At 56.5% G+C, this 25493-nt stretch carries 26 protein-coding genes; 12 read left to right on the top strand and 14 right to left on the bottom strand.

Translation table 11 applies throughout. The features are described from left to right. The first annotated feature begins 94 nt into the window (after positions 1 to 94). The gene (locus ACEPLT_RS09905; protein WP_418251760.1) at positions 95 to 280 is read left to right on the top strand and encodes a YmjE family protein; all 186 of its coding nucleotides are present in this window, start codon (positions 95 to 97) and stop codon (positions 278 to 280) included. Beyond that, positions 270 to 1661, top strand: a complete 1392-nt coding sequence (locus ACEPLT_RS09910; RefSeq protein ID WP_008502450.1) for an APC family permease — start codon at positions 270 to 272, stop codon at positions 1659 to 1661. Before ACEPLT_RS09905 ends, ACEPLT_RS09910 begins: the two co-directional genes overlap by 11 nt. A 64-nt stretch (positions 1662 to 1725) precedes the next feature. Here the strand turns inward: ACEPLT_RS09910 and ACEPLT_RS09915 are convergent, their stop codons facing one another. Further along, on the bottom strand, positions 1726 to 2979 hold the full coding sequence (locus ACEPLT_RS09915; RefSeq protein WP_232928834.1) for an MFS transporter: 1254 nt from the start codon (positions 2977 to 2979) through the stop codon (positions 1726 to 1728). A 121-nt stretch (positions 2980 to 3100) separates the two neighbouring features. Between ACEPLT_RS09915 and ACEPLT_RS09920 the strand changes: the two genes are divergently transcribed. From ACEPLT_RS09920 to bioD, 3 genes are all read left to right on the top strand, one after another. Next, positions 3101 to 4033: a LysR family transcriptional regulator gene (locus ACEPLT_RS09920; RefSeq protein ID WP_023292581.1), complete on the top strand. Its 933-nt coding sequence runs from the start codon at positions 3101 to 3103 to the stop codon at positions 4031 to 4033. Positions 4034 to 4127: 94 nt separating this feature from the next. Continuing rightward, complete coding sequence (gene mlc / locus ACEPLT_RS09925; RefSeq protein WP_008502447.1) at positions 4128 to 5348, top strand: sugar metabolism global transcriptional regulator Mlc; 1221 nt, start codon at positions 4128 to 4130, stop codon at positions 5346 to 5348. A gap of 130 nt (positions 5349 to 5478) precedes the next feature. After that, positions 5479 to 6174, top strand: a complete 696-nt coding sequence (gene bioD, locus ACEPLT_RS09930) for a dethiobiotin synthase (protein ID WP_008502446.1) — start codon at positions 5479 to 5481, stop codon at positions 6172 to 6174. On the opposite strand, the gene clcB is transcribed toward bioD, so the two are convergent. The 9 genes from clcB to ACEPLT_RS09975 all read right to left on the bottom strand — a co-directional run bounded on the left by clcB (position 6109) and on the right by ACEPLT_RS09975 (position 15197). Then, entirely contained in the window at positions 6109 to 7419 is a 1311-nt protein-coding gene (gene clcB, locus ACEPLT_RS09935) for a voltage-gated ClC-type chloride channel ClcB (RefSeq protein ID WP_063453369.1), read from the bottom strand. The genes bioD and clcB overlap by 66 nt on opposite strands. A gap of 102 nt (positions 7420 to 7521) precedes the next feature. Further along, positions 7522 to 8670 carry an osmoprotectant ABC transporter ATP-binding protein OsmV gene (gene osmV / locus ACEPLT_RS09940; protein ID WP_008502444.1) on the bottom strand — a complete coding sequence of 383 codons (1149 nt, stop codon included), beginning with the start codon at positions 8668 to 8670 and terminating at the stop codon, positions 7522 to 7524. Beyond that, positions 8670 to 9317: an osmoprotectant ABC transporter permease OsmW gene (gene osmW / locus ACEPLT_RS09945; RefSeq protein WP_115465581.1), complete on the bottom strand. Its 648-nt coding sequence runs from the start codon at positions 9315 to 9317 to the stop codon at positions 8670 to 8672. Before osmW ends, osmV begins: the two co-directional genes overlap by 1 nt. 8 nt (positions 9318 to 9325) lie before the next feature. Next, a complete protein-coding gene (gene osmX, locus ACEPLT_RS09950) occupies positions 9326 to 10225 on the bottom strand; it encodes a glycine betaine ABC transporter substrate-binding protein (protein WP_232928836.1) in 900 nt (299 codons plus the stop codon). 18 nt (positions 10226 to 10243) lie between these two features. Beyond that, positions 10244 to 10954 carry an osmoprotectant ABC transporter permease OsmY gene (gene osmY, locus ACEPLT_RS09955; protein ID WP_232928838.1) on the bottom strand — a complete coding sequence of 237 codons (711 nt, stop codon included), beginning with the start codon at positions 10952 to 10954 and terminating at the stop codon, positions 10244 to 10246. A 276-nt stretch (positions 10955 to 11230) separates the two neighbouring features. Then, positions 11231 to 11968, bottom strand: coding sequence for a YoaK family protein (locus ACEPLT_RS09960; protein WP_032651667.1), 738 nt, complete (start codon positions 11966 to 11968; stop codon positions 11231 to 11233). Positions 11969 to 12127: 159 nt separating this feature from the next. Continuing rightward, positions 12128 to 12751, bottom strand: coding sequence for a glutathione S-transferase family protein (locus ACEPLT_RS09965; protein ID WP_232928840.1), 624 nt, complete (start codon positions 12749 to 12751; stop codon positions 12128 to 12130). Between the two features lie 84 nt (positions 12752 to 12835). Beyond that, positions 12836 to 14020 (bottom strand): MFS transporter, encoded by a 1185-nt coding sequence (locus ACEPLT_RS09970; protein ID WP_044596706.1) that lies wholly within the window; start codon positions 14018 to 14020, stop codon positions 12836 to 12838. 49 nt (positions 14021 to 14069) lie between these two features. Then, entirely contained in the window at positions 14070 to 15197 is a 1128-nt protein-coding gene (locus tag ACEPLT_RS09975; protein WP_032637711.1) for an alpha/beta hydrolase, read from the bottom strand. 114 nt (positions 15198 to 15311) lie between these two features. On the opposite strand from ACEPLT_RS09975, the gene ACEPLT_RS09980 reads away from it, so the two are divergent. Beyond that, on the top strand, positions 15312 to 16196 hold the full coding sequence (locus tag ACEPLT_RS09980) for a LysR family transcriptional regulator (protein WP_032663615.1): 885 nt from the start codon (positions 15312 to 15314) through the stop codon (positions 16194 to 16196). A 65-nt stretch (positions 16197 to 16261) separates the two neighbouring features. Here the strand turns inward: ACEPLT_RS09980 and ACEPLT_RS09985 are convergent, their stop codons facing one another. Beyond that, positions 16262 to 16498, bottom strand: coding sequence for a tautomerase family protein (locus tag ACEPLT_RS09985; RefSeq protein ID WP_021241201.1), 237 nt, complete (start codon positions 16496 to 16498; stop codon positions 16262 to 16264). Positions 16499 to 16559: 61 nt separating this feature from the next. Here ACEPLT_RS09985 and ACEPLT_RS09990 point away from each other — a divergent pair, with 61 nt between their 5' ends. Both ACEPLT_RS09990 and ACEPLT_RS09995 read left to right on the top strand, forming a co-directional pair. Beyond that, the gene (locus ACEPLT_RS09990) at positions 16560 to 17063 is read left to right on the top strand and encodes a winged helix-turn-helix transcriptional regulator (protein ID WP_023292571.1); all 504 of its coding nucleotides are present in this window, start codon (positions 16560 to 16562) and stop codon (positions 17061 to 17063) included. Between the two features lie 398 nt (positions 17064 to 17461). Then, entirely contained in the window at positions 17462 to 17917 is a 456-nt protein-coding gene (locus ACEPLT_RS09995; RefSeq protein WP_232928842.1) for a hypothetical protein, read from the top strand. Between the two features lie 43 nt (positions 17918 to 17960). Here the strand turns inward: ACEPLT_RS09995 and ACEPLT_RS10000 are convergent, their stop codons facing one another. After that, positions 17961 to 18371, bottom strand: a complete 411-nt coding sequence (locus ACEPLT_RS10000; protein ID WP_248213830.1) for a YybH family protein — start codon at positions 18369 to 18371, stop codon at positions 17961 to 17963. 249 nt (positions 18372 to 18620) lie between these two features. Between ACEPLT_RS10000 and ACEPLT_RS10005 the strand changes: the two genes are divergently transcribed. Together ACEPLT_RS10005 and ACEPLT_RS10010 are read left to right on the top strand one after the other, a co-directional pair. Then, complete coding sequence (locus tag ACEPLT_RS10005) at positions 18621 to 18992, top strand: hypothetical protein (RefSeq protein WP_248255518.1); 372 nt, start codon at positions 18621 to 18623, stop codon at positions 18990 to 18992. Between the two features lie 138 nt (positions 18993 to 19130). Further along, positions 19131 to 19841, top strand: a complete 711-nt coding sequence (locus ACEPLT_RS10010; RefSeq protein WP_008502431.1) for a YnfC family lipoprotein — start codon at positions 19131 to 19133, stop codon at positions 19839 to 19841. A 199-nt stretch (positions 19842 to 20040) separates the two neighbouring features. Here the strand turns inward: ACEPLT_RS10010 and ACEPLT_RS10015 are convergent, their stop codons facing one another. Next, a complete protein-coding gene (locus tag ACEPLT_RS10015) occupies positions 20041 to 20352 on the bottom strand; it encodes a YebG family protein (protein ID WP_232928848.1) in 312 nt (103 codons plus the stop codon). 70 nt (positions 20353 to 20422) lie between these two features. Then, the gene (locus ACEPLT_RS10020) at positions 20423 to 20776 is read right to left on the bottom strand and encodes a helix-turn-helix domain-containing protein (protein WP_028015790.1); all 354 of its coding nucleotides are present in this window, start codon (positions 20774 to 20776) and stop codon (positions 20423 to 20425) included. 337 nt (positions 20777 to 21113) lie between these two features. Between ACEPLT_RS10020 and ACEPLT_RS10025 the strand changes: the two genes are divergently transcribed. Further along, on the top strand, positions 21114 to 22289 hold the full coding sequence (locus ACEPLT_RS10025; protein WP_248248824.1) for an efflux RND transporter periplasmic adaptor subunit: 1176 nt from the start codon (positions 21114 to 21116) through the stop codon (positions 22287 to 22289). Positions 22290 to 22313: 24 nt separating this feature from the next. Next, a complete protein-coding gene (oqxB, locus tag ACEPLT_RS10030) occupies positions 22314 to 25469 on the top strand; it encodes a multidrug efflux RND transporter permease subunit OqxB (protein ID WP_023344024.1) in 3156 nt (1051 codons plus the stop codon). The last annotated feature ends 24 nt before the right edge of the window (positions 25470 to 25493 follow it).

Genomic DNA, 25493 nt, shown 5'->3' on the forward strand with positions numbered 1-25493 from the left:
CACGCCAGCTTTCTCCCGGGAGTCGCGTTATGGAGCGCAGGCGGCACAGGGATTTTCTTAACGACACTGTGTGACGAGGTAGGAAATGATGCAGATGTTCAACTATCCGCAGGGCGAAGGGGGCCAGTCAGGCGCCTGCTGTGAGTGCGAGCCAGAGACGGTGCGCTGGTACGATCGCGTGTGTTCTTTACAACTTCCCCCTTTGCTAAGCAGGTTTGCGTTAAGGACAGCGCGATTGCAAACCACGGTAAGCATGGGGGGGACGGTTTATGGCGACTAACACCTCTCTTGACTCGCCGCGCATGGCCGGCAGAACCCGGCTGCGCAGTTCCCTCAAGCTCTGGCAGGTGGTCATGATGGGGCTGGCTTATCTGACCCCCATGACCGTGTTTGATACCTTCGGTATCGTGTCCGGTATCAGCAACGGCCACGTGCCCGCCTCGTATCTCCTGGCGCTGGCGGGCGTTATGTTTACCGCCATCAGCTACGGCAAACTGGTACGACAGTTCCCGGAAGCGGGCTCCGCGTACACCTACACGCAGAAATCGATCGGCCCCCATTTAGGTTTTATGGTCGGCTGGTCATCGCTGCTGGATTATCTCTTCCTGCCGATGATCAACGTGCTGCTGGCGAAGATCTACCTTTCCGCGCTGTTCCCTGAAGTCCCGCCGTGGGTCTGGGTGGTGGGGTTTGTGACGATTCTGACGCTGGCGAACCTGAAGAGTGTGAATCTGGTCGCCAACTTTAACACCCTGTTTGTGCTGGTGCAGATCGCCATCATGGTGGTGTTTGTCATACTGGTGGTGCACGGTCTGCATAAGGGGGAGGGCGTCGGCACCGTCTGGTCGCTCCAGCCGTTTATCAGCGAGAACGCACACCTGATCCCGATTATTACCGGCGCGACTATCGTCTGCTTCTCTTTCCTCGGCTTTGACGCGGTCACCACGCTGTCGGAAGAGACGCCAAACGCGGCGCGGGTGATCCCCAAAGCCATCTTCCTCACCGCTTTGTATGGCGGGCTGATATTTATTGTCGCCTCGTTTTTCATGCAGCTCTTTTTCCCGACGATCGCGCGCTTCAAAAACCCGGACGCTGCGCTGCCGGAAATCGCGCTGTACGTGGGCGGCAAGCTCTTCCAGTCGGTGTTTCTGTGTACCACGTTTGTGAATACGCTCGCTTCAGGCCTGGCCTCGCACGCCAGCGTCTCTCGCTTACTGTATGTGATGGGGCGTGACAACGTGTTTCCGGAGCGGGTGTTTGGCTACGTGCATCCGAAATGGCGTACGCCAGCCCTGAACGTCATTATGGTTGGGATAGTGGCGCTGTCGGCCCTGTACTTTGATCTCGTGACCGCGACGGCGCTGATCAACTTTGGCGCGCTGGTGGCGTTTACGTTTGTTAATCTCTCGGTGTACAACCATTTCTGGCGGCGCAAGGGGCTGAACAAAACGTGGAAAGATCGGTTCCACTATCTTCTGCTGCCGCTCATTGGTGCCGTCACGGTCGGCGTGCTGTGGATAAACCTCGAAGCGACGTCCCTGACGCTTGGCCTCATCTGGGCGGCGCTGGGGATCCTTTACCTGACATGGCTCACGCGCCGTTTCCGAAAACCGCCTCCGCAGTTTGAAGCCGGTAAGATAGAACAGGCCTGGGATTCCTGAACGAAAAACGGCACCAGTATGCTGGTGCCGTTTTTCGGGAAACGGACGTCCGCCCGCGAGCATATTATCTCAGACGTTTATGCAGGCTTCCCCCCACGAGCAACGCCGCGCACAGCATCAGCGCAATAAACCCGCCCACGCCGTTCCAGCCGTAGCTATGCCAGAACACGCCGCCGAGCGTCCCGGCGATGCTGGACCCCAGGTAATAGCTAAACAGATACAGCGAGGATGCCTGGCCCTTGGCGCGACGCGCGCGTGGGCCAATCCAGCTGCTGGCGACCGAGTGGGCGGCGAAGAAACCCGCGGAGAAGAGCAGCATGCCGGCAAAAATCAGCCACAGGGAGGAGAAGAGCGTCAGCAGCAGGCCGACCAGCATCACCGATGTGAAGAACAGCATGACCGGGCCGCGGCCATAGCGGGCGGTCATTGCCCCGGCCTTCGGTGAACTCCACGTTCCGGTCAAATACGCAACCGAGAGTAAACCGACAAGAGCCTGGCTCAGATGCCACGGCGAGAGCATCAGGCGATAGCCAATATAGTTAAACAGCGTGACGAACGAGCCCATCAGCAGGAAGCCGGTCAGGAACAGGCGCGGCAGCCCCTTGTCGCGCCAGTGCAGGCGGAAGTTGATAAACAGCGTTTTCGGGCGCAGCGATGTCGGGCGGAAATGACGCGACTCCGGCAGAATTTTCCAGAACATCAGGGCGGATGCCAGCGCGAAACAGCCGATGACCGCCAGCGCAATACGCCAGCTAAAGAAGTCCGTGAATACCCCGCTCAGCAGACGCCCGCTCATCCCGCCAATCGAGTTCCCGCTGATGTATAGCCCCATAGAGAAGGCAACAAAGCTCGGGTGGATCTCCTCGCTGAGGTAGGTCATCCCGACTGCCGCCACGCCGCTGAGCGAGAGCCCAATCAGCGCGCGCATCACCAGAATGCCGTGCCAGCTGGTCATCATGGTCGAGAGTAGCGTACAAACCGAGGCCAGCATCAGCGCGGTTACCATCACCTGTTTACGGCCGATGGCGTCGGACAGCGGCCCGGTAAAGAGCAGGCCAATCGCCAGCATCCCGGTTGAAATAGAGAGGGATACGCTGCTGCTGGCGGGTGAAACGCCAAACTCATGGGAGAGCACGGGCAGGATCGGCTGAACGCAATAGAGCAGGGCGAAGGTCGCCAGACCGGCGGAGAAGAGCGCCAGCGTGACGCGCATAAATTGGGGGGTACCACGTTTAATGAACTGAACCGGCTGCGATGCTGCAGGTAAATCATTGATATCGCTTGCCGGATCGATACCAATCGTAGTTGTACGACTCACACAGTTTCCTTGCTTAAACATCCCCGTGATTTCTGGTGACGGGTATGACCACACCTTCAGGGTAGGAAAATGTAAATATTCTGTCTAATATATTAATAATCTCAAATGATACTTTAAAAATATGAATATCGAGCTGCGTCATCTCCGCTACTTTGTCGCCGTCGCCGAAGAGCTGCATTTTGGCCGCGCGGCGGCGCGGCTGAACATCTCTCAGCCGCCCTTAAGCCAGCAGATTCAGATCCTGGAGCAGCAGGTCGGGGCGCGCCTTCTGGCCCGCACCAACCGCAGCGTGAGCCTGACGGCGGCGGGTAAGCAGTTTCTCATCGACAGCCGACAAATTCTGAGCATGGTCGAGGACGCCGCCGCCCGGGCAGAACGGCTCTATCTCGGGGAGGCCGGAGAGTTGCGCATCGGGTTTACCTCGTCCGCACCGTTTATCAGCGCCGTCTCGGAAACCCTGTCGTCATTCCGTCGCCATTTCCCGGATGTTCATATTCAAACGCGCGAGATCAATACCCGCGAGCAGATCGCGCCGCTCAATGAAGGTTCGCTGGATCTGGGGCTGATGCGTAATACCCAGCTGCCGGACTCGCTGGCGTGGGAGGTGATCCTGCGCGAGCCGCTGATGGCCATGATCCCGCACGATCACCCGCTGGCGTCGCGTCCGGCGGTTTCGCTGGCAGAGCTGGCAAACGAGCCGTTTGTCTTTTTTGACCCGCAGGTCGGAACGGGTCTGTATGACGATATCCTGGGGCTGATGCGCCGCTACGATCTTGCCCCGGTCATCACCCAGGAAGTCGGGGAAGCGATGACCATTATCGGCCTGGTCGCCGCCGGGCTGGGGGTGTCTATTCTTCCGGCCTCCTTTAAACGGGTACAACTGCGCGAAATGCGCTGGGTGACCATCGCCGAAGAGGATGCCGTTTCAGAGATGTGGCTGGTCTGGGCAAAACATCGCGAACAGAGCCATGCCGCACAGCGCTTCAAACAGCAGTTGATGAACGCCTCCGCCGGGCGGCATTTTCAGGGAAAAGTGGGCAAAAATGTGCAGTAAATCACATGGCTAAGTAAATATTTGACGGCAGCCCTGCAAGTGCTTCACCATAGCCAACAGTTTATTTCGAAGCTCGAAAATAAGGGAGTACGAGGTGGTCGCTGATAGTCAGCCAGGGCATATTGATCAGATTAAGCAGACCAACGCTGGCGCGGTGTATCGCCTGATTGATCAGCTTGGTCCGGTTTCGCGTATCGATCTTTCGCGCCTGGCACAGCTGGCACCCGCCAGTATTACCAAGATTGTCCGCGAGATGCTGGAAGCGCACCTGGTTCAGGAGACGGAAATTCAGGAGCCGGGCAGCCGTGGCCGTCCGGCAGTCGGGCTGGTGGTGGAGACGGAGGCCTGGCACTACCTGTCGCTGCGCATCAGCCGGGGGGAGATCTTCCTTGCGCTGCGCGATCTCAGCAGCAAGCTGGTGGTGGAAGACCGTCTTGATCTGCCGCTCAACGCTGAGGAACCGCTCCTCGACGCGATTGTTTCGCATATCGATCGCTTCTTTATTCGTCACCAGCAGAAGCTTGAACGCTTAACGGCTATTGCCATCACCATGCCGGGTATTATTGATACCGAAAATGGCATTGTTCACCGCATGCCGTTTTACGACGATGTTAAAGAGATGCCGCTGGGCGAAGTGCTGAAAAACCATACCGGCGTGCCGGTCTATATTCAGCATGACATCAGCGCCTGGACCATGGCGGAGGCGCTGTTCGGCGCGTCACGCGGGGCGAGGGATGTGATTCAGGTGGTTATCGATCATAACGTCGGGGCAGGCGTCATTACCGACGGACGTCTTCTCCACGCCGGAAGCAGCAGTCTGGTGGAAATTGGCCATACCCAGGTCGACCCATACGGCAAGCGCTGCTACTGCGGGAACCACGGCTGTCTGGAGACCATTGCCAGCGTGGAAAGCGTGCTGGAGCTGGCGCAGGTCAGGCTCAGCCAGTCCATGAGCTCCTCGCTGCACGGACAACCCCTCACGGTGGATTCTCTCTGCGCCGCGGCGCGTCAGGGCGATCTGCTGGCGAAAGACATCATTACCGGGGTGGGGAATAACGTTGGCCGCATTCTGGCGATTATGGTGAACCTCTTCAACCCGCAAAAAATCCTTATTGGCTCACCGCTGAGCCAGGCGGCGGAGATCCTCTTCCCGGCGATTACGGCCTGTATTCAGCAGCAGTCGCTTCCCGCCTACAGCCGGAACATTGCGGTAGAAAGTACCCAGTTTTCCAATCAGGGCACGATGGCCGGCGCGGCGCTGGTCAAAGATGCCATGTATAACGGCTCGCTGTTGATCCGCCTGTTACAGGGTTAACTCTTTTTTGCAGATGTAAGAAAAATTGCGCTATCTCAAGCCGGATAGCGCACGCATCCCGTAGACTTCCTCCACTGAATTATTTACCTGGTTTATATTTTCGAAGCATACCCAAGAGGTGGAGTGAGTCATGCTTAAGCGTTTCTTTGTTACTGGTACAGATACCTCTGTCGGCAAGACCGTTGTATCCCGCGCATTGCTGCAGGCGCTGGCAGCAAGCGGTAAACGCGTGGCAGGGTACAAACCGGTCGCAAAAGGGAGTAAAGAGACGCCAGAGGGATTGCGTAATAAAGACGCCCTGGTACTGCAAAGCGTCTCGTCACTGGAACTGCCTTATCACGCGATCAATCCTATTGCGTTAAGCGAAGAGGAGAGCAGCGTGGCGCATAGCGGCCTGATTAATTACCCTCTGCTGTCCAACGGTCTGGCGAGCCTGTGCGAGAAGGTCGATCACGTGGTGGTGGAAGGCACGGGCGGCTGGCGCAGCCTGATGAACGATCTGCGCCCGCTGTCGGAATGGGTGGTGCAGGAACAGCTTCCGGTGGTGATGGTGGTGGGGATCCAGGAAGGGTGCATTAACCATGCGCTGCTGACGGCGCAGGCGATTGCCAATGACGGCCTGCCGCTGGTTGGCTGGGTGGCCAACCGCATCAACCCTGGTCTGGCGCACTATGCGGAGATCATCGACGTGCTGAGCACCAAACTACCCGGACCACTGGTGGGTGAACTGCCTTATCTGCCTCGCGCCGAGCAGCGCGAGCTAGCGCAGTACATCGATCTCTCTGCCCTCAGTGGCGTGTTGACCGTAGATCGAGTCGTGGCGTAACGTCCGCGACAGCACGGACGCCAGCACGCAGGCGACCAGCAAACCGGGCAGTAAAAAATATTGCCCGGTCATTTCACAGACCATCAGCGCCGACATAATGGGCGCATGCGTGGTCGCGGCGAGTAGCGTCGCCATCCCCGCCAGCCCAAGCAGAATCGCCGTCTCAGCGCCCGGCAGCCACAGCGCGAAAAGCTGTGCAAACAGCATGCCCGTCGCCATACCGACAAACAGCGTGGGCGTGAATACCCCGCCCGGCGCGCCCGATCCGCTGCTCGCCAGCACCGCCAGCAGTTTACAGATAAAGACGCCTGCAACGATCGACAGCAGCGGTGGGGCGAGCAGAAAAGCCTGCACCACGCTATAGCCGTTCCCCCACACCTTCGGCGTCAGAAGAGACAGCAGCCCTACGATCGCACCGCCGAGCGCCAGCTGCCACGGCGGCGAAAGCTTAAGGCGCAGGAACAGCCCGTGGCTGAACGCCATCAGCCACATCAGCAGCGGTCCGCAAAGACCCGCCAGCAGCCCCATGGCGACCAGCAGGGCATAATCAGTTGCGGTGAGTGTGCCGCTCAAATGGACCGCGTAGAGCGTGCCGGTTCCCGGCGCCAGGAGCTGCGTGGTGAGAAGCGCCACTACCGCCGCGATAACCACGGGCCCGAGCGAGGCCAGCATCAGGGTGCCAAACAGAATCTCCGCAATGAACAGGCTTCCGGCTAACGGAGCATGGTAGGCGCTGGCCATCCCGGCCGCGGCACCGCAGGCGATCCATAACTTCCATTCGGATTTGGGCGTAAAGCGCCGGGCAAAAAAGGAGGCGGCGAGGGCGGCAAGCAGGATCATCGCCCCTTCACGCCCGATGGCGCTTCCGCTGGCCACGACAAGCAGAGAGGCAAGGGATTTCACCAGGCTGGCGCCGTAATCAAACTGACCGTCGCCGGTCTCCAGCGCTTCCATATAATCGGTGGGGGCATGAGGCCGCTGGGCGGTCAGCCGTTGCCATCCCCATAGTAACAGTCCCGCAGCCAGCCCGCCCAGCGCGGGCGTCAGCGCGCGCCGCCAGGGTGAGAGCGACGCGGCGGCATTCACCAGGCTGCCGCTGTCGTTGCTGAGAAGCAGCCACTCCAGCAGATACATGCTGTGGCGGAACACCGCCACGGCCAGCGCGGCCAGCACGCCGGTGACGGTAGCAATCAGCAGTCGACGAAACATCGCGCGGATGTCGGGGTACGTATGAAGACGTTGCATGGGTCGCGAGTAAACGGGAAAGATACAATATTGTGGCGGGAAATCGCGGGGTTAGCAAAAGGTATGCGTGCGGAAAAGCCGGGCGATGCCCGGCCGGAAAGATTAGCTCTCGCTATGTATATTCAACGCCCGACGCGTACGACCTGAACTGAGATACTCGGCTATATAGTCCTGAGAAATCTCGCCGTTGTAGCGCCCGTCCTCATCCACGATCGGCATCCAGCTGGTGTTGCTCTCATACAGGCGTGACAGCACCACGCGCAGGTTGTCTTCGGCTTTGCCGGTCATGCGGAACGGATGCAGGATGTCGGCGCAGGTCCCGCTGGCGTTACGCGCTTCGCGACGCTTCACAAAGCCCAGCGGCTTGCCGTGCTCGTCAACCACGGTAATCGCGCGAATATCGTTATCATCCATGGTGGCAAAGGCTTCTGGCAGCGGCGTCGAACCCCGCACCGTAATGGTCGGCTGCTGGTCGGTGACGTCGCCCGCCGAGACTAGCAGCAGGCGCTTCAGCGTGCGGTCCTGACCGACAAACGAGCCGACAAACTCGTTCGCCGGTTTCGCCAGCAGTTCGTCTGGGCTGGCGCACTGGACGATTTTCCCCTGACGGAACACCGCAATACGGTCGCCAAGCTTCAGGGCTTCGTCGATATCGTGGCTGACCAGCATGACGGTTTTTTTCAGCTTGCGCTGCATCTCGAGGAACTGGTTCTGGATCACCTCGCGGTTGATCGGGTCCACCGCGCCGAAGGGCTCATCCATCAGCAGCACCGGAGGATCCGCCGCCAGGGCGCGGATCACGCCGATGCGCTGCTGTTGGCCGCCGGACATCTCGCGCGGATAGCGATTCAGGAACTTATGCGGATCCAGCGCCACCATATCCATCAGCTCTTCGGCGCGGGTTTTGCAGCGCGCTTTATCCCAGCCCAGCATGCGCGGTACGACGGTAATGTTCTCTTCGATGGTCATGTTCGGGAACAGGCCAATCTGCTGGATCACGTAGCCGATGTTGCGGCGCAGGGTGACGGTGTCCATCCCGCTGGTGTCTTCGCCGTTGATCAGGATCGTCCCGCTGCTCGGCGTAATGAGGCGGTTAATCATCTTCAGGGTGGTGGTCTTCCCGCAGCCGGACGGGCCGAGCAGGACGCACATTTCCCCTTCGGGCACGTTCAGGTTGACGTTGTCGACGGCCTTAAAGGTCTGGCCGTGCTTCTGTGAAAAGTGTTTGGTGAGGTTTTCCAGTTTTATCATTATCGAATCCCCTTCGGAGTCAGAACCACCTGCAGACGGTGCAGCAGCCAGTCGAGCACAATCGCTAAAAGACAAATCATCAACGCGCCCGCAATCAGCATGCGGATATCGCTTCCGCCGATGCCGTTGAGCAGCAGCAGACCCAGACCGCCCGCGCCGATCACCGCGGCAATCGCCATCACGCCGATGTTCATCACCACGGCGGTGCGGATCCCGCCGAAAATCACCGGCAGCGCCATCGGAATTTCGACCCAGCGCAGGCGCTGCCAGAAGGTCATGCCGATGCCGCGTCCGGCTTCACGCAGGCCCGGCGGCAGGCTGTGGAGCGCCGTATGGGTGTTACGCACAATCGGCAGCAGCGAGTAGAGAAACACCGCTGTGATCGCGGGCAGGGCGCCAATCCCCTGACCGATCAGCGAAAAGAGCGGGATCATCAGGCCAAACAGCGCAATGGACGGAATGGTCAGCACGATGGTGGCAATCCCCAGCACCGGCGTCGCCAGCCACTTGTGGCGAACAATCAGAATGCCGAGCGGTACGCCGATGAGAATGGCTAAGCCCACGGCCAGCGCCACCAGCCACAGATGCTGCAGCGTGAGGGTTAACAGGTAGTCCCAGTTGTCCAGAATGTAGTGAATCGTCTCCATAGCGCCTCCTACAGCAGCTGTTTGCTACGCAGGAAATCACGGGCGACCTGCTGCGGTGACTGATGGTCGATATCCACCTTCTTGTTCAGTTCGGTGATAACGTCGTTGTTGAGTTGGGCCGAGAGGGTGTTGAGCGCCTCTTCCAGGCCCGGATTGGCCTCCAGCGTGTCCTTACGCACCACCGGGGTGACGGCATAGCTCGGGAAGAAGCCTTTATCATCTTCCAGCACCTTGAGGTCGAAGCCCTTCACGCGCCCGTCGGTGGTATAAATCAGCCCGGCGTCGACTAAGCCGTCGCGCACCGCGTTATAGACCAGACCGGGGTCCATCTGACGGATCTGCGGGCGGTCCAGGTCCATCTTATAGGCGGCCTGAAGCGGCTTCATGCCGTCGCTGCGCCCGGCAAATTCCAGGTCTAGGCCCAGCAGCCAGTTTTTGTCCGGGTTGGTTTTACGGATCTGCTCAATCTTCGCCACCATGTCCGACATGGTGTTGATATGTTCCGCCTCGGCGCGCTTGCGCTGCATCGCGAACGCATAGGTGTTGTTCATGTCGGCGGGCTTGAGCCAGACCAGACCGTGCTTCGCGTCCAGACGTTTCACCGTCTCGTAAGACTCCTGGGGCGACATGCGCTTGTTGATATGGTTAAAGATGATTAATGACGTGCCGGTGTACTCCCAGGTCATGTCAATCTGCTTGTTGATCATCGCGTTGCGGGAAATCACCGTGGCGATATTGGTTTGCGGCTGCACCTGGAATCCTTTCTTCTGCAGGTACTGCACGGTCATCGCCGAGAGAATGTGCTGCTCGGTAAAGCTCTTGGTCGCCAGAATCAGCGGGGCCGCAATGGTCTGGCCGGTGAACAGCGCCGCGGCACACAGCGCCGCCAGGCTGGATATCAGTCTCATAAAAGCTCCTTGTTATTGTTATCGAGCGAGATGGGGACTCATCACGCGACCCAGCGCCGCCAGCAGGGTATCGAGGATCAGGGCGAACAGGGCGGTGGCCGCCGCGCCGAGGATCAGGGTCGGAAAATCGTTAAGGTAAATGCCGGGGAAAATCAGCTCGCCGTAGCTGCTGGCACCGATCAGGAACGCCAGCGGTGCGGTACCGACGTTAATGGCGGTGGCGATGCGGATCCCCGAGAGCATGACCGGCCAGGCGGCAGGCAGCTCAACCTGGCGCAGACGCTGCCATTTGGTCATCCCGATGCCGTTTGCCGCTTCCAGCAGCGACGGCGGGACCGAGCACAGCCCGGCATAGGTGTTGCGCACGATCGGCAGCAGCGAGGCGAGGAACAGGGCGATGATGGCCGGCGTATCGCCAATACCAATCACCACCATCGCCAGCGCCAGCACGGCCAGTGGCGGCAGCGTGTTGCCGACGTTGAAGATTTGCATCACATATTCGGCGATACCCCGCGCGGCCGGGCGGCTCAGCAGAATACTGGCCGGAATACCCACCAGCAGGGCAAAGAACATCGATGAGAAAACCAGAATCATATGCTGTTGCCCGAGATAGATTAGGTCAACCTGACGCGCTCTGAGGGTCTCCAGCCCGATCCCCCAGACGAGGAGGGCGAGAACCACGATAATGGCGCCGACAAACAGCAGCGAACGTTTGAGTAATGGGTGCATTGCGGTGTGTCTCCCTGTGCGCATGCGTTATAGCAACCACCGGTTGCCTGTTGTTATGCCATGTTTCGGCAGGGGTAATTGACCTATAGCAAGCGTTTGGGAAGGGTTCCAGCGAAGGGGGAAAATCAGTAACCCTATGAAACTAGTGGCAACCTGAGGTCAGGCCTTATGGCATAAGGCCTGATTGTGGGGCGGGCAGAATAGTCCTAAAGCGAATCTTTCAATGTGACAGTGTCACATCTAAAGGGCTTTTATGCCGAGTACAGGTCATTACCTTCATAGAGGGGCGCGAACCCGTCGAACCCGCGACGAGACGGTGATTATTGAGACGGTGGCGACAAACGCGAGCATCACGCCTAGCGCCAGCATGGCGTTAAAGCCAATCCATCGGAACAGCAGCAACCCCGCGATGCCGCCCGTAATGAACGAAAACAGGGTGGTTAAGTGGGTTTTTAGCTGGCTTTTTTGCGCCGCCGTATCTTTGGAGTAATCCCTGCGCAGCATCGCCACCATGACGGAGGCCAGGGAAATCCCCGCGTCCGTCAGCGTGCCGGTAATGTGCGTCGATCTTACCCGTCCGCCGGAAAGCTGCGTGGAGGTGGAATTATGAATGCCCATCAGAAAGCAGAGAAAAAGAATAATCTCGCGATTGCTGGTGAGCGCATGGAAATACATTTCGTAGAAGGAAACGCCGGTCAGTAATATCCCCTCGACAAAAAGGATCTGGCAAAAAACCAGCCTGACGTTATGGATAATTCCCCATATGACGATCGTGCGCGCAATAATGGCGCCAGCCACAAAAGAGAGAATTATCGAGCCGAAGAAAATCATATCGCTCAGATCGGTAGAAGAAACTTCGCTGGATAACTGTGAGGTGTTGCCGGTCATGTGTGAGGGGAAAAAGCCAAATGCCCCGAGGGCGATGGCGTTCAGCAAACCTGCTGAGGTCGCCAGCCAGAGAGCAAGCCGGCGATCCTCCTGGTGCGTTCGTTCTTTCTTGAGTTTAATCAGCAAGAATACCTCCGGGTTGAGCTTTGCCTGACTATTCAGGCTAGCAAAGCGGTGCAACGGGCTGTCCAGGATATGGCTTAATTATTATTCCCTCTGACGACAATCAGGGTTTCGTAATTAAATAAAACAGCCTCGTTGCGGTATTCATTCAGGCATTAAGTTTTATATCATGCCGTTATTGCCGTGACGCAAAAATGCCGGACGCTGGTTAAGGCGCTCGAACCAGGCCTCAATGGCGGGGACGTCTGGCTTATCAAACGGCGTCATTTTCCAGCGATTCACCGACAGCCCAAGCACCACGTCCGCGAGGGTAAACGTTTCGCCCGCCGCAAAGGACCCGGTGCGCTGCAGCTGGTTTTCCAGAATGGTGACGCAGTGGTTCCACTCTTTGATTCCTGCCGCAATGCGCTCAGGGTCGTTAAAGTCCGGGTTTTTACGCCCCAGCGCCGGGAAGACATAGCGCCAGGCGTTGTTAAATTCAGTGGCCTGCCAGTCCATCCAGCGCTCAACGTTGGCGCAGGCCTGCGGTTCTGCGGGCAGCAGATCGTGACGTTCGGCCTTGCGCGCCAGATAACGGCAGATGGAATTGGACTCCCACAGCACGAAATCGCCATCTATCAGCACCGGCACCATGGCGTTGGGGTTCAGGGCGCGAAAGGCATCCGTTTCCGTCGAGGCGAAACCGCTGCCGTAATCTTCCTGCTGATAAGTGATGCCCGCTTCTTCGCAGGTCCAGAGCACTTTACGAACGTTGATGGAGGTGGTTTTGCCGAGGATGCTGATCATTGCGCAGGTGTCCTTTAGAGGATGTTATTGTTTAAAAACAATACACGATCGGTGAAGAAAAGCGTCAAAAAATCATCCGGCGCGTTATTTGTGAAGACGCGAAAGCAGAAACGTTAGCGCTGCCGCAAAGAGGAGCACTATGCCACTCAATGCAAACGAGCTCTGCCAGCTATAACGATCGAAGGCTATACCGCCCGCCGTTGAGCCGAGCGCAATGGCGAGCTGGATCACCGCGACCATCAGTCCACCGCCTGCTTCAGCATCCTTCGGCAGCGTTCGCGCAATCCACGTCCACCACCCCGTCGGCGCTGATGTTGCCAGCATCCCCCATAGGCCTGACAGCAGGGCCACAATCCACACGTTATGCCCGGCGAGAATCAACGCGACTGCGATGGCCGCCATCAGTAGAGGGATCGCGATCAGCGTTATGTAAAACGCGGCATTAAGCACCAGGGCAACGAAAAGGGTGCCCACAAAACCTGCAACGCCTATGGTGAGCAAAATTAGCGACAGCCCGGCTCCGCTCACACGGGTGACGGTTTCAAGGAACGGGCGCAGATAGGTAAACAGCGCAAACTGCCCCATAAAGAACAGGCCGCAGGCCAGCAGACCAACGGAAACGGCAGGCTGGCGGAATAACCGAAAAACACTTCCTCGTGATGTACCGTTTTTACGCGCGTTCATGTCAGGCAGGCTTAAACACTGCCAGATGAACGCGACTATCGCCACGGGCACCAGACAAAGAAATGCGCCGCGCCAGCCAATAGTGGCCCCAAGATAGCTGCCAAGCGGGGCGGCCACCACCGTTGCCAGCGCGTTACCGCCGTTGAAAATGGCCAGCGCGCGCGCAACCTTATGCGGCGGAACAAGGCGAATGGCCGTTGCGGCAGACATGGACCAGAACCCGCCTATAGCGATACCGATCAGCGCGCGGCCTGTCATGTAAACCAGATAGTTTGGGGCGAAAGCGATAATCATCCCCGAGAGCGCCATCAGGAGCGTCATGCCCAGAAGAAGGTGTTTGCGGTTTATATTCCCGGCAAGCCGGGAAAGGAAGAGGCTGGTCAGCACCGCCAGCGCGCCGGAAATCGCGATCCCCTGGCCAGCGAGACCCTCCGTAACGCCCAAATCTCTGGCAAGGGGAGTAAGCAGGCTGACGGGCATAAATTCCGAGGCAATCAAGACAAATACGCACAGGGTCATGGCAAAAACGCCACTCCAGTGTGCATGCTCTGTGTTCTGTGATGTGGTGCGGCTCAGTGTAGACATAGTCAGATTTCACAAAGAGCCACCCGTATAGGGCGGGTGGCGTAGAGGTTTATTTCAGGTTGGTTTTGAAGAACTGCTCAAACTGGCCGAACGGGATCTTCCCGGCAGCATTATCGTAGAGATCGACATGGTTTGCGCCCGGAACAATCACCAGTTCCTTCTGCTTGCTGCCGACCGCTTTAAACGCATCTTCCGCAAAGTAGCGGGAGTGTGCCTTTTCACCGGTTACGATAAGCGTTGGGATAGTAATTTCCCTGCCGTAGCTCAGCAGCGGCATATTCATAAATGATAATGGCGTGGTCGCGGTCCACGCGCCGGTGGAGTTGACGGAGCGCGCATGGAAGCCGCGCGGCATACGGTAGTAGTCAAAGAACTCTTTGAGTACCGGATTCGGGTTGTCAGGTAACGCCTCCGGCAGAATACGTTCAGCTGCCGTCACCTTGCCGTTCTCATCGACATAAATGTCATGGCCGCCGTGCGCGAAGGTACCGTTCTCAGCATCTTTCCAGCGCTGTGCGTTCAGATACTGCAGAACGGCACGGCGGTCAGACGTTGAATAGCGATCTTTCCCGTCGCCCACGCCGTGGCCCATCGCCCGGCTCATGTCATACATCACGCTGGTGGCGACCGCCTTCACGCGGGTGTCCATGGATGCTGCGTTGAGCGCCATACCGCCCCAGCCGCAGATGCCGAGAATACCAATGCGGTTACGATCAACCTCTTTCTGCAAACCGAGGAAGTCCACCGCCGCGCTAAAGTCTTCGGTGTTGATATCCGGAGACGCTACGTTGCGCGGCTGGCCACCGCTTTCGCCCGTATAGGACGGATCGAACGCCAGGGTCACAAACCCATTTTCTGCCAGGGTTTGCGCATACAGGCCGCTGGACTGCTCTTTGACCGCGCCAAATGGCCCGCTGACCGCAATCGCCGCCAGCTTGCGGTCGCCGCGGTTTTTGGGAAGATACAGATCGCCTACCAAAGTGATCCCGTATCGGTTCTGGAAGGACACCTTACGGTGATCGACTTTGTCACTTTCGGCAAAGGTTTTATCCCATGTGCTCACCATCGAAACAGGCGCGTTTGGGTTGGTGGTTTCTGCATAACTCATTGTTGTCACTCCACTTAATGATGCACATAGCAGCATCGCAACGGACAGTTTTTGGGTAAATGTTTTCATAGAAATGAACCCTGGGTTGTTGTGTTGCGGTCATTATAGTTAGCAGAAATAGTGCTGATTAGAGGGCGAAAGCTGCTAGGATTCATATCATATTGTTATAAATGGGTGGGGATGATGGCGAAACGGGAAAACTATAATGAGCTGTACCTGTTCATGCAGGTGGTACGGGAGGGGAGCTTCACGGCGGCCGCGCTTCGGCTTGGGCTGGCGCAATCCGGGATCAGCCGCTCGGTTCGCGAGCTGGAAGAGCGATTGGGCGTTCAACTTCTGGTCCGCACCACGCGCAAGCTCTCGCTCACCCATGCCGGGGAACAGCTTTATCAGACCGCCGAGTCTGCATTCGATACGCTCGATACGGGTCTGGCGACCCTGGCACACTATCGTCAGACGCCGTCCGGCACGGTGCGTATTAATGCCAGCCAGCACGCTATCGATAAATGTCTGCTGCCAAAGCTCGCCATTTTTAAACAGCGTTACCCAGACATCAGGCTGGAACTGATTAATGAAAGCCGCTTCGTCGACATTATCGCCGAGCGGTTCGATGCGGGTGTCAGACTGGGGCCGGAAGTGGGGCAGGGAATGATTGCCGTGCGTATCACGCCTGATATGGAAATGGCCGCGGTGGCTGCCCCGGAACACTTCAGACGCTACGGTTTTCCGCAGACGCCAGCCGATTTAGTGGCTCATCCCTGCATTGCCTACCAGTTTGCTGACGGTAGTGACTATCAGTGGGAACTGGTGCAGGACGGGAAAAAAATCACCCATCGGCCAGAGGGGCAATGGGCGCTGTCTGACAGCTACATGGAAGCCGAGGCCGCCCGGCTGGGGCTTGGGCTGGCCTATGTCCCGGTGGAGCTGGTGTCTGACGATCTGGAGCGCGGAACGCTTATCCGGGTGTTACAGCGCTATAGCCTGCGCATGGACGGGTTGTATCTCTATTATCCGCACCGCAACGTGTCGCCTGCCCTGAGGGCTGTGATCGATACGCTGAAAATTTAGGGCGGCATAACATCACGAGAGCGGACATTCAAACTGCCCGCCGGTGAGCTATGACTAAAAATAAATCAGGACCGCTGTGGTGAGGCAAATTTTGCAGCAATCATTTCAGATGTGGGCTGTATTCCCCCAAGACTCCACTGTTCCGGTTCATGCTCGTCAATACGGATCCATACTGAGCGCCGGAATTCAGGATCGCCGTTTCCCTCAATTTCAACAATAAGATCAGTCATACGACGTAGCAGTTCTTTTTTTTGCTCCGAATTCATCATTCCTTTAATGGTTTGCACATTTACGAAGGGCATTGTATTCTCCTTAAATAACTGAGTCTTTAAATCATACTCAGGTTACGAGGCAAACGAAGAGATGTCAAAAAATAAATCATTACCGTACTTATTACCTGAGCTTTGTGGGTTAGCGGCGGCCGCTGAGCTTCTTGGCGATCAATGGGTTTTGTTGATTCTGAGAGAGGCGTTTTATGGGGTAACACGCTTTGAAACGATACGGGATCATACAAAAATCACCCGGCAGACGCTGGCGAACCGGTTAAAAAAAATGACTGAACTCGGCCTGCTTTGCAAAATCCCTTATCAGGAAGAAGGGGCGCGTGAACGGTATGAGTATGTTCTTACCGCCAAAAGCCGCAGCCTTGCGCCGATTCTTTTCTCTTTGATGGAGTGGGGTCATAAAAACATACTGCACGACGCACCGCATATTGCCTTAACAGACAAAGAAAGTGGAGAAGTGGTGAATAGCGCCTATGTTACCGTCGACGGTAAGTTCGTTGATCCTAAAAACGTTCGGTTAACGTTTCACGACAGCCAATACTCCGCCGCCATGCCCCAGGCGCCTGACCATACTGACGCTTAAAGCTGCGGTTGAAGGAATGCCGGGAGTCAAAGCCCAGCGAGAGCGGTGATTGATACCCTTAAAATTTAGGGCAGCGTTGTCATTCTGGAAGGCGCCTCGCAAACCGAAAAGTAACCTTATGAAATTCAGCGTGATGTCTTTTCCTCTACGGGGCGCGGTCGTAAAGTGCCTGCGTTGCGGCACATCCGCAATCGGGCGTAGGAACCCGCATCTACAGAGCGATATTTATATGTCGCGACAGCGCCGATCTCGTTAAAATTGCGGTGGCGCTGACGGAGCAGCCGCAAGGCTGGCCGTTTTCTCTGTGGGCGGTATTCCTACCTCTGTCAGCGCTACCCCCTCGAGCGTAGGAACTCATCGGGTGGTTCACCCAATTTATACACTGAGGATGCCTTACGATGGCTACTATCCCAACCCTGACTTACCTTCCATCTGACGAAAACGTCATTCTGCAACTTATCTCCCGACCGCTTCCGGCCGATGCCGATCTCTTTGACGTCGCCGACAACTGCGCCGCGCTGGTGAGCGTGCTGGTCGAAACCGATGATGTCGCGAGCCGTACTGCGCTGTGCGAGCGTCTCCTTGAGGCTCTGCGCAGGCTGCGCGCACTCTGCGATGCCGATCTTCCGCCATACCTGATTGAACAGTTGATCATGGGTGAGAAAACCAACTCCTGCGTGCCCGACTGCTGGCAGGACACCTTAACGCAGGTGGACTATGTTCTGGCGCTGACGCAAGCCGTTATGGGGGGAACGCTGCCCGCTTACGTAGTGAAGGAGCTGACGGGCCTGCTGCACGATATGGTGTGGCTGCTGGCTGAGTTTGTGAAGGAGCCGCGCATTACTGCGCATTAAGGGGCTGGCGTGGAGGGGCGGCAGCGCCCCTTTGACAGCGTGATTAACGTGATGCGTTTACCGAATCCAGAAGCGACGTGCCGTAGGAGTTGTCGATAGTACAAAGCCAGCGACCGTCGCTTTCCTGCCGAAAAACATAGGTCGCGCGGCGCGACATTTCCGTTATTCCACCCTGACCATCAGGAAAACGCAGAACGGTTTCCATGATAACGAGGGCATTGTTACCGCCTTCGATCACCTGCATCTCTCCTTGTTCCACAATCAATTGGTCCTGGAAATAATCCGAGATGGCAATAAACGCGTTGCGGATGTTTTCTTTGCCTTTAACCGTCATGCCGGGCTTAACCACCAGAGCCGCGTCTTCGGCGTAGTGTTTCATCAGCGCGTCATAGTTTTTGGTGGTGATGGCGCGATCGCAGGATTCGATTATCTGGCGTAGCGGGTGTGGGGTCATGCGTATTTTCTCAGAGAGGGGGAAAGCGTATTAACTTAACAGTCTGGCGTGTTTGTATAGCTACCAGGTTTTGTGGTTGGAAGGTTTAGCATAGAAGCGGATAGTTTTAAGGTTACGCCTGCTATGGGTGGTGAGCTCAACGGGGCGATTTCTAAACTGATATCGAGTCATTAAAACCTTCATCTGTCAGGTTTTGTGTCAGCAGTCACTACAGCAGGATAATAACTTCCTTGGGTAACTAAAGATTTTTTGCACAAAGTCGATAACTCCCCGGAAGACAGTCATTTGACGAAACAGTATTATCAGGGGAAAAAGAAGTTGAGATTTCTAACATTGTTTATCCTCCTTATTGCTATTACTCTACATGCCGAAGAACATGATTATGGCCAACCTGTCTCTGTATGCCTGAACAAACATACCATTCCCTATATCAACACGATGATTCCAGCTGAAAATATTGTTAATGACGCTTATCTGACATGCCAGGGTGTCGTTGATGAATGGAATCGTGAGAGAGAATCCTTGCCCAAAGAAATGGTCATCAAGCAGAATAAGGAGTTGCGTGATATGTATATCAGGATGATTGAGATCCGTCGGAAAGCGAGTGCACACAAAAAATGAGGGACCCTTGTATCGATTGATTAGAACAAAAAGCAGACACTTAACGTTTGTCATGGAAACGCTTCGATTATTCGTAAAATATGAGAGCGCGAATTCACATCATCGTTGAATGCTATTTTATTAATAAAGGGATGACTTATGAAAGCAGGTGTTTTTTTAAATCTATTATTATTGACGTTATCATTTGATGTCGCGGCATTTACTCAATTCAAACCGGCGGTCTTAAATGCTGCTCTTTTATTCGATCATGATGCAACAACCGGGAACGTAAAACATAGCCTCCAGTGGATGCGGGATGTTACAGGTAAACTTCAGGTTATGACAGAAGTTAGATATGATCGCAGCGGATGCTTTACGAGTATCAACATGGTTGACAAGGCAAATGATCGAGAGTTTCATTTGGTCAATAAAGATGGCTTACTGACGTCACTTAAAGGCCAGCGTATTACCGGAAAAATAAATGAGCGCTGCGAAATTACTGAGCTTGAGAATGAAAAAGGTAATTACTTACTCAGTTATAATATACGTGGCTTGCTGGAAAAAATAATGGACAAAGATACGGGCGAAGTTGTAGAGCGATATGAATATCACAACAGCCAATTCCCCGTTCGCATAATAAACTACAAAGATCCAAAAGATGAACGCATCGTTTACCCATCCGGGAGTGCGCAATTCCTTGACTCAGAATTAGTGTCGAAAAGAGAGGACATCACTTTCATGGTGAAGCAAAGCTGTGCTTACACCGCTGATGGTAATGCAGATAAATGCTCGCTGATAGCATCCACTAACGACGACTATCGTGACTCAAGCCTCGTATGGATTTCTAATCACAAAAATGAATATTTCTAAATTATATTAAAAGGACTGAACCCACGTCACCTTCCCGAAAGGTTGATTAACGTCCTATTTTTTTATGTCAGTGCATCATCTCCTGCTTTGAAACGATGATATCGTTAACATCAATCAGCAGGAGAGTACTACAGACAGCCAAAAAGCCGTAAGCAGTTATCTGCTTACGGCTTCCAGAACGGTGATGATTTTCTGACAATCAGGCCGCTTTCACAGCCCTGATTTTTTTCGTGTCAGCCGCATCGGATTCTGTTTTATCAGCAGCAGCAGTGAGATCGGGAAGCTTGCTGGTACGCAGAATATGCAGCACGGTCTCTTTCTGCTCGGCGAGATACAGGCCAAGATTTTCAGCCTGCGTTTCATCCATCTGCATTCCGCTTTGCAACAGCCAGTCGGTGAACGCATCTGCCATATCGAGCAGCTTGTCGTGAGCGTCAGCCTCTTTCTTACTGGCAAATGTCATTTTCTCTTCACCTTTTCTTACGACAACAAATTTTGTTTCAACAGCCATCGTGCACCTCGTTATACTGTATTTATATACAGTATAACAGCAACAAATCGACGTTGCAGCAAAATATGCATTACTGGCGAAGCTGCTGTGTTTCCGGGCCAACCATACTGCGTCGCCATGCCCCAGGCGCCTGACCATACTGGCGCTTAAAGCTGCGGTTGAAGGACTGCTGGGAGTCAAAGCCCAGCGCGATCGCCACGTTCAGAATCGGTTCATCGCTGTGGGATAACCGCTCAACCGATTTTTGCAGCTTTTGCGCGCGAATATACCCGGCGAGGGGATAGCCCGTATGCTCTTTGAACAGGCGCTGGAGGTGCCATTTCGAGTAGCCGGAACGCCTGGCGACGGTCTCAATGTCCAGGCGGCTGTCCAGGTTGTTGTCGATCCAGTCGAGTAAATCATGCATAAATGCGCCAGTGTTCATCTGGTTACCCCCACGCAGCGGATGAAAAAGTATCTTTGTCTGTTGCATTTAAAGGTGGCGCGTTTTTGCAGTAATTGCAAGTTTTATTGTTGCATTTAAATCCCTGACCGAAACGGGTCTTTTCACATCCACTCAAATAGCACATAAAGTGCAACAATTATTCTTGCACTTAGTTAAGCGCCTTCCTACAATCGCCGCGAATAGTGTATTCGCAACTGTTACAGTTTTGTGGCGATGAACGACACAAATGGCCTTAAGACAGCCCCCGGACAAAGGAAGTGGCGCGGTGCCTCCTGCTGCGTCTTGCCCGGTGGCGACAATTATCGGAATAAAAATAATGAGCCTGCAAAAAACCTGGGGTAATTCTCATCTGAGCGCGCTGGGGGCAATGTTGCTCTCCGTGCTGCTCGTCGGATGCGATAACAGCGTCGCGCAAAATGCCGCGCCACCTGCGCCTGCCGTGAGTGCCGCTGACGTGGTGGTGAAATCGATTAGCCAGTGGGATAGCTTTAACGGCCGGATTGAAGCGGTGGAGAGCGTTCAGCTGCGCCCGCGCGTGTCCGGCTACATTGATAAGGTGAATTACACCGACGGCCAGGAAGTGAAGAAGGGCGAGGTGCTGTTCACCATTGATGACCGTACCTATCGCGCCGCGCTGGAACAGGCGCAGGCGAACCTGGCGCGGGCCAAAACGCAGGCCAGCCTGGCGCAAAGTGAGGCTAACCGTACCGATAAGCTGATCAATACCCATCTGGTCTCACGGGAAGAGTGGGAGCAGCGTCGCTCGGCTGCCGTTCAGGCGCAGGCCGATATTCGCGCCGCGCAGGCGGCGGTTGACGCAGCCCAGCTCAACCTGGACTTCACCAAAGTGACCGCGCCTATCGATGGTCGCGCCAGCCGGGCGCTGATCACCAGCGGGAACCTGGTGACTGCGGGCGATTCCGCCAGCGTCCTCACCACGCTGGTCTCGCAGAAGACGGTGTACGTCTACTTTGACGTGGACGAGTCAACCTACCTTCACTATCAAAACCTGGCCCGCAGCGGGCAGGGGGCGTCCAGCAATCACACGGCGCTGCCGGTTGAGATTGGCCTGACGGGCGAGGAGGGCTATCCCCATCAGGGCAAAGTGGATTTCCTGGATAACCAGCTCACGCCGAGCACCGGGACCATCCGCATGCGCGCGCTGCTGGATAACTCACAGCGTCAGTTCACGCCGGGACTGTTTGCCCGCGTACGCCTGCCGGGCAGCGCGGAGTTCAAAGCCACGCTTATCGACGACAAGGCGGTGCTGACCGATCAGGATCGTAAATACGTCTATATCGTCGATAAAGAGGGGAAAGCGCAGCGTCGCGACATTACGCCGGGTCGTCTGGCAGACGGTTTACGCATCGTGCGGCAGGGGCTGAACCCAGGTGACAAAGTCATCGTCGAGGGTTTACAGAAAGTGTTTATGCCGGGTATGCCGGTAAACGCCAAAACCGTTGCCATGACCGCCAGCGCCGCCCTCAACTGATCCCTTGACCTGAGAATCCAACCCATGGACTTTTCCCGCTTTTTTATCGACAGGCCGATCTTTGCTGCCGTCCTGTCGATTCTGATTTTTATCACAGGGTTAATCGCCATCCCGTTGCTGCCGGTGAGCGAATACCCTGACGTCGTGCCGCCAAGCGTGCAGGTGCGCGCGGAGTACCCGGGCGCCAACCCGAAAGTGATTGCCGAGACCGTGGCGACGCCGCTGGAAGAGGCGATCAACGGCGTTGAGAACATGATGTACATGAAATCCGTCGCGGGCTCGGACGGCGTGCTGGTGACCACCGTGACCTTCCGTCCGGGGACTGACCCGGATCAGGCGCAGGTTCAGGTGCAGAACCGCGTCGCGCAGGCCGAAGCGCGTCTGCCGGAGGACGTGCGGCGTCTGGGCATTACCACCCAGAAGCAGTCGCCCACGCTGACGCTGGTGGTGCATCTGTTTTCGCCAAACGGTAAGTACGATTCGCTGTATATGCGCAACTACGCCACGCTGAAGGTGAAGGATGAGCTGGCGCGCCTGCCCGGCGTCGGCCAGATCCAGATTTTCGGCTCCGGTGAGTACGCGATGCGCGTCTGGCTGGACCCTAATAAAGTGGCGGCGCGCGGGCTGACCGCCTCGGACGTGGTCACGGCGATGCAGGAGCAAAACGTACAGGTCTCCGCCGGTCAGCTTGGCGCCGAGCCGCTGCCGAAAGAGAGCGACTTTCTGATCTCCATTAACGCCCAGGGCCGCCTGCATACCGAAGAAGAGTTTGGCAATATTGTCCTGAAAACAACGCAGGATGGTACGGTCGTCCGCCTGCGCGACGTGGCGCGGATTGAAATGGGGTCCGGGAGCTATGCCCTGCGTTCCCAGCTGAACAATAAAGACGCGGTCGGGATTGGTATCTTCCAGTCTCCTGGAGCGAACGCCATCGATCTGTCTAACGCGGTGCGCGCGAAAATGGACGAACTGTCGACGCGCTTCCCGGCGGACATGAAGTGGGCGGCACCTTACGATCCGACGGTCTTCGTGCGCGATTCGATCCGTGCGGTGGTGCAAACCCTGCTGGAAGCGGTGGTGCTGGTCGTGCTGGTGGTGATTCTGTTCCTGCAAACCTGGCGCGCGTCGATCATTCCGCTGATCGCGGTGCCGGTGTCGGTGGTGGGTACTTTCAGCATTCTCTACCTGCTGGGCTTCTCGCTGAATACCCTCAGCCTGTTCGGCTTGGTGCTGGCCATCGGTATCGTGGTGGACGACGCCATCGTGGTGGTGGAAAACGTCGAGCGAAATATCGAAGAGGGGCTTGCGCCGCTTGCGGCCGCGCACCAGGCGATGCGTGAAGTGTCCGGGCCGATTATCGCGATTGCGCTGGTGCTGTGCGCGGTGTTTGTGCCGATGGCGTTTCTCTCGGGCGTTACCGGTCAGTTCTACAAGCAGTTTGCGGTGACGATCGCGATATCGACGGTGATTTCAGCGATTAACTCGCTGACGCTCTCTCCGGCGCTGGCGGCACTGCTGTTAAAGCCCCACGGCGCGCCGAAAGATTTCCCGACCCGGCTTATCGATCGTCTGTTCGGCTGGATTTTCCGTCCGTTTAACCGCTTTTTCCTCCGCAGCTCAAACGGCTATCAGGGGCTGGTGGGCAAAACGCTGGGACGGCGCGGTGCGGTATTCGTGGTTTATCTGCTGCTGCTCTGTGCCGCAGGCGTCATGTTTAAAGCGGTGCCCGGCGGGTTTATTCCGACGCAGGACAAGCTGTACCTGATCGGCGGCGTGAAAATGCCGGAAGGCTCTTCGCTGGCCCGCACCGATGCGGTGATCCGCAAAATGAGCGAAATCGGGATGAATACCGAAGGCGTGGACTATGCGGTCGCGTTTCCGGGGCTGAATGCGCTGCAGTTCACCAACACGCCGAATACCGGGACGGTCTTCTTCGGTCTGAAGCCGTTCGACCAGCGTAAACATTCCGCGGCGGAAATTAACGCAGAGATTAACGCGAAAATCGCGCAAATCCAGCAGGGCTTTGGTTTCTCCATCCTGCCGCCGCCGATTTTAGGGCTGGGTCAGGGGTCGGGCTATTCCCTGTACATCCAGGACCGCGGTGGTCTGGGCTATGGCGCGCTGCAAAACGCGGTGAACACCATGTCCGGTGCGATTATGCAGACGCCGGGGATGCATTTCCCGATCTCAACCTACCAGGCTAACGTGCCGCAGCTGGACGTGCAGGTAGACCGCGATAAGGCGAAAGCGCAGGGCGTGTCGCTGACCGATCTCTTCGGGACGCTGCAAACCTATCTGGGCTCGTCGTACGTCAATGATTTCAACCAGTTCGGGCGTACCTGGCGCGTGATGGCGCAGGCCGACGGGCAGTTCCGCGACAGCGTGGAAGATATTGCGAATCTGCGCACCCGTAACAGCCAGGGCGAAATGGTGCCGATTGGCAGTATGGTGAACATCACGACCACCTACGGGCCGGATCCGGTGATCCGTTACAACGGCTACCCGGCGGCGGACCTGATTGGCGATGCCGACCCGCGCGTGCTCTCATCAGCGCAGGCGATGACGCAGCTGGACGCGATGTCTAAGCAGATCCTGCCGAACGGGATGAACATCGAATGGACGGACCTGAGCTTCCAGCAGGCCACCCAGGGCAACACGGCGCTGATCGTCTTCCCGGTCGCGGTACTGCTGGCGTTCCTGGTGCTGGCGGCGCTGTATGAAAGCTGGACGCTGCCGCTGGCGGTGATCCTTATCGTGCCGATGACCCTGCTCTCTGCGCTGTTTGGCGTCTGGCTGACCGGGGGTGATAACAACGTCTTCGTGCAGGTGGGGCTGGTGGTGCTGATGGGGCTGGCCTGTAAAAATGCCATTCTTATCGTGGAGTTTGCCCGCGAGCTGGAAATTCAGGGTAAAGGCATTATGGAAGCCGCGCTGGAGGCGTGCCGCCTGCGTTTACGCCCGATTGTGATGACCTCCATCGCCTTTATTGCCGGGACCATTCCGCTGATCCTCGGCCACGGCGCGGGTGCGGAAGTACGTGGCGTCACCGGGATCACGGTGTTCTCCGGTATGCTGGGGGTGACGCTGTTTGGTCTGTTCCTGACGCCGGTGTTCTACGTGACGCTGCGTAAGTTCGTCACGCGCGGCAAAAAAGAGGAAAGGGACGTGCTGCCCGCGTAGGGACGTTGCTGATAATAAAAAACC

This window comes from Enterobacter sp. fkY84-1, from assembly GCF_052974705.1.

Excerpts from the sequence above, each read along its gene's own strand:
- ACEPLT_RS10025 (WP_248248824.1), top strand. The coding sequence starts at position 21,114 with ATGAGCCTGCAAAAAACCTGGGGTAATTCTCATCTGAGCGCGCTGGGG.
- ACEPLT_RS09995 (WP_232928842.1), top strand. The coding sequence starts at position 17,462 with ATGGCTACTATCCCAACCCTGACTTACCTTCCATCTGACGAAAACGTC.
- ACEPLT_RS09980 (WP_032663615.1), top strand. The coding sequence starts at position 15,312 with ATGGCGAAACGGGAAAACTATAATGAGCTGTACCTGTTCATGCAGGTG.
- ACEPLT_RS09970 (WP_044596706.1), bottom strand. The coding sequence starts at position 14,020 with ATGTCTACACTGAGCCGCACCACATCACAGAACACAGAGCATGCACAC.
- osmY (WP_232928838.1), bottom strand. The coding sequence starts at position 10,954 with ATGCACCCATTACTCAAACGTTCGCTGCTGTTTGTCGGCGCCATTATC.
- ACEPLT_RS09975 (WP_032637711.1), bottom strand. The coding sequence starts at position 15,197 with ATGAAAACATTTACCCAAAAACTGTCCGTTGCGATGCTGCTATGTGCA.
- bioD (WP_008502446.1), top strand. The coding sequence starts at position 5,479 with ATGCTTAAGCGTTTCTTTGTTACTGGTACAGATACCTCTGTCGGCAAG.
- osmW (WP_115465581.1), bottom strand. The coding sequence starts at position 9,317 with ATGGAGACGATTCACTACATTCTGGACAACTGGGACTACCTGTTAACC.
- ACEPLT_RS09910 (WP_008502450.1), top strand. The coding sequence starts at position 270 with ATGGCGACTAACACCTCTCTTGACTCGCCGCGCATGGCCGGCAGAACC.
- oqxB (WP_023344024.1), top strand. The coding sequence starts at position 22,314 with ATGGACTTTTCCCGCTTTTTTATCGACAGGCCGATCTTTGCTGCCGTC.
- ACEPLT_RS10015 (WP_232928848.1), bottom strand. The coding sequence starts at position 20,352 with ATGGCTGTTGAAACAAAATTTGTTGTCGTAAGAAAAGGTGAAGAGAAA.
- ACEPLT_RS10010 (WP_008502431.1), top strand. The coding sequence starts at position 19,131 with ATGAAAGCAGGTGTTTTTTTAAATCTATTATTATTGACGTTATCATTT.
- ACEPLT_RS09920 (WP_023292581.1), top strand. The coding sequence starts at position 3,101 with ATGAATATCGAGCTGCGTCATCTCCGCTACTTTGTCGCCGTCGCCGAA.
- clcB (WP_063453369.1), bottom strand. The coding sequence starts at position 7,419 with ATGCAACGTCTTCATACGTACCCCGACATCCGCGCGATGTTTCGTCGA.
- ACEPLT_RS09990 (WP_023292571.1), top strand. The coding sequence starts at position 16,560 with ATGTCAAAAAATAAATCATTACCGTACTTATTACCTGAGCTTTGTGGG.
- ACEPLT_RS09905 (WP_418251760.1), top strand. The coding sequence starts at position 95 with ATGTTCAACTATCCGCAGGGCGAAGGGGGCCAGTCAGGCGCCTGCTGT.
- osmV (WP_008502444.1), bottom strand. The coding sequence starts at position 8,670 with ATGATAAAACTGGAAAACCTCACCAAACACTTTTCACAGAAGCACGGC.
- ACEPLT_RS09985 (WP_021241201.1), bottom strand. The coding sequence starts at position 16,498 with ATGCCCTTCGTAAATGTGCAAACCATTAAAGGAATGATGAATTCGGAG.
- ACEPLT_RS10020 (WP_028015790.1), bottom strand. The coding sequence starts at position 20,776 with ATGAACACTGGCGCATTTATGCATGATTTACTCGACTGGATCGACAAC.
- osmX (WP_232928836.1), bottom strand. The coding sequence starts at position 10,225 with ATGAGACTGATATCCAGCCTGGCGGCGCTGTGTGCCGCGGCGCTGTTC.
- ACEPLT_RS09965 (WP_232928840.1), bottom strand. The coding sequence starts at position 12,751 with ATGATCAGCATCCTCGGCAAAACCACCTCCATCAACGTTCGTAAAGTG.
- ACEPLT_RS10000 (WP_248213830.1), bottom strand. The coding sequence starts at position 18,371 with ATGACCCCACACCCGCTACGCCAGATAATCGAATCCTGCGATCGCGCC.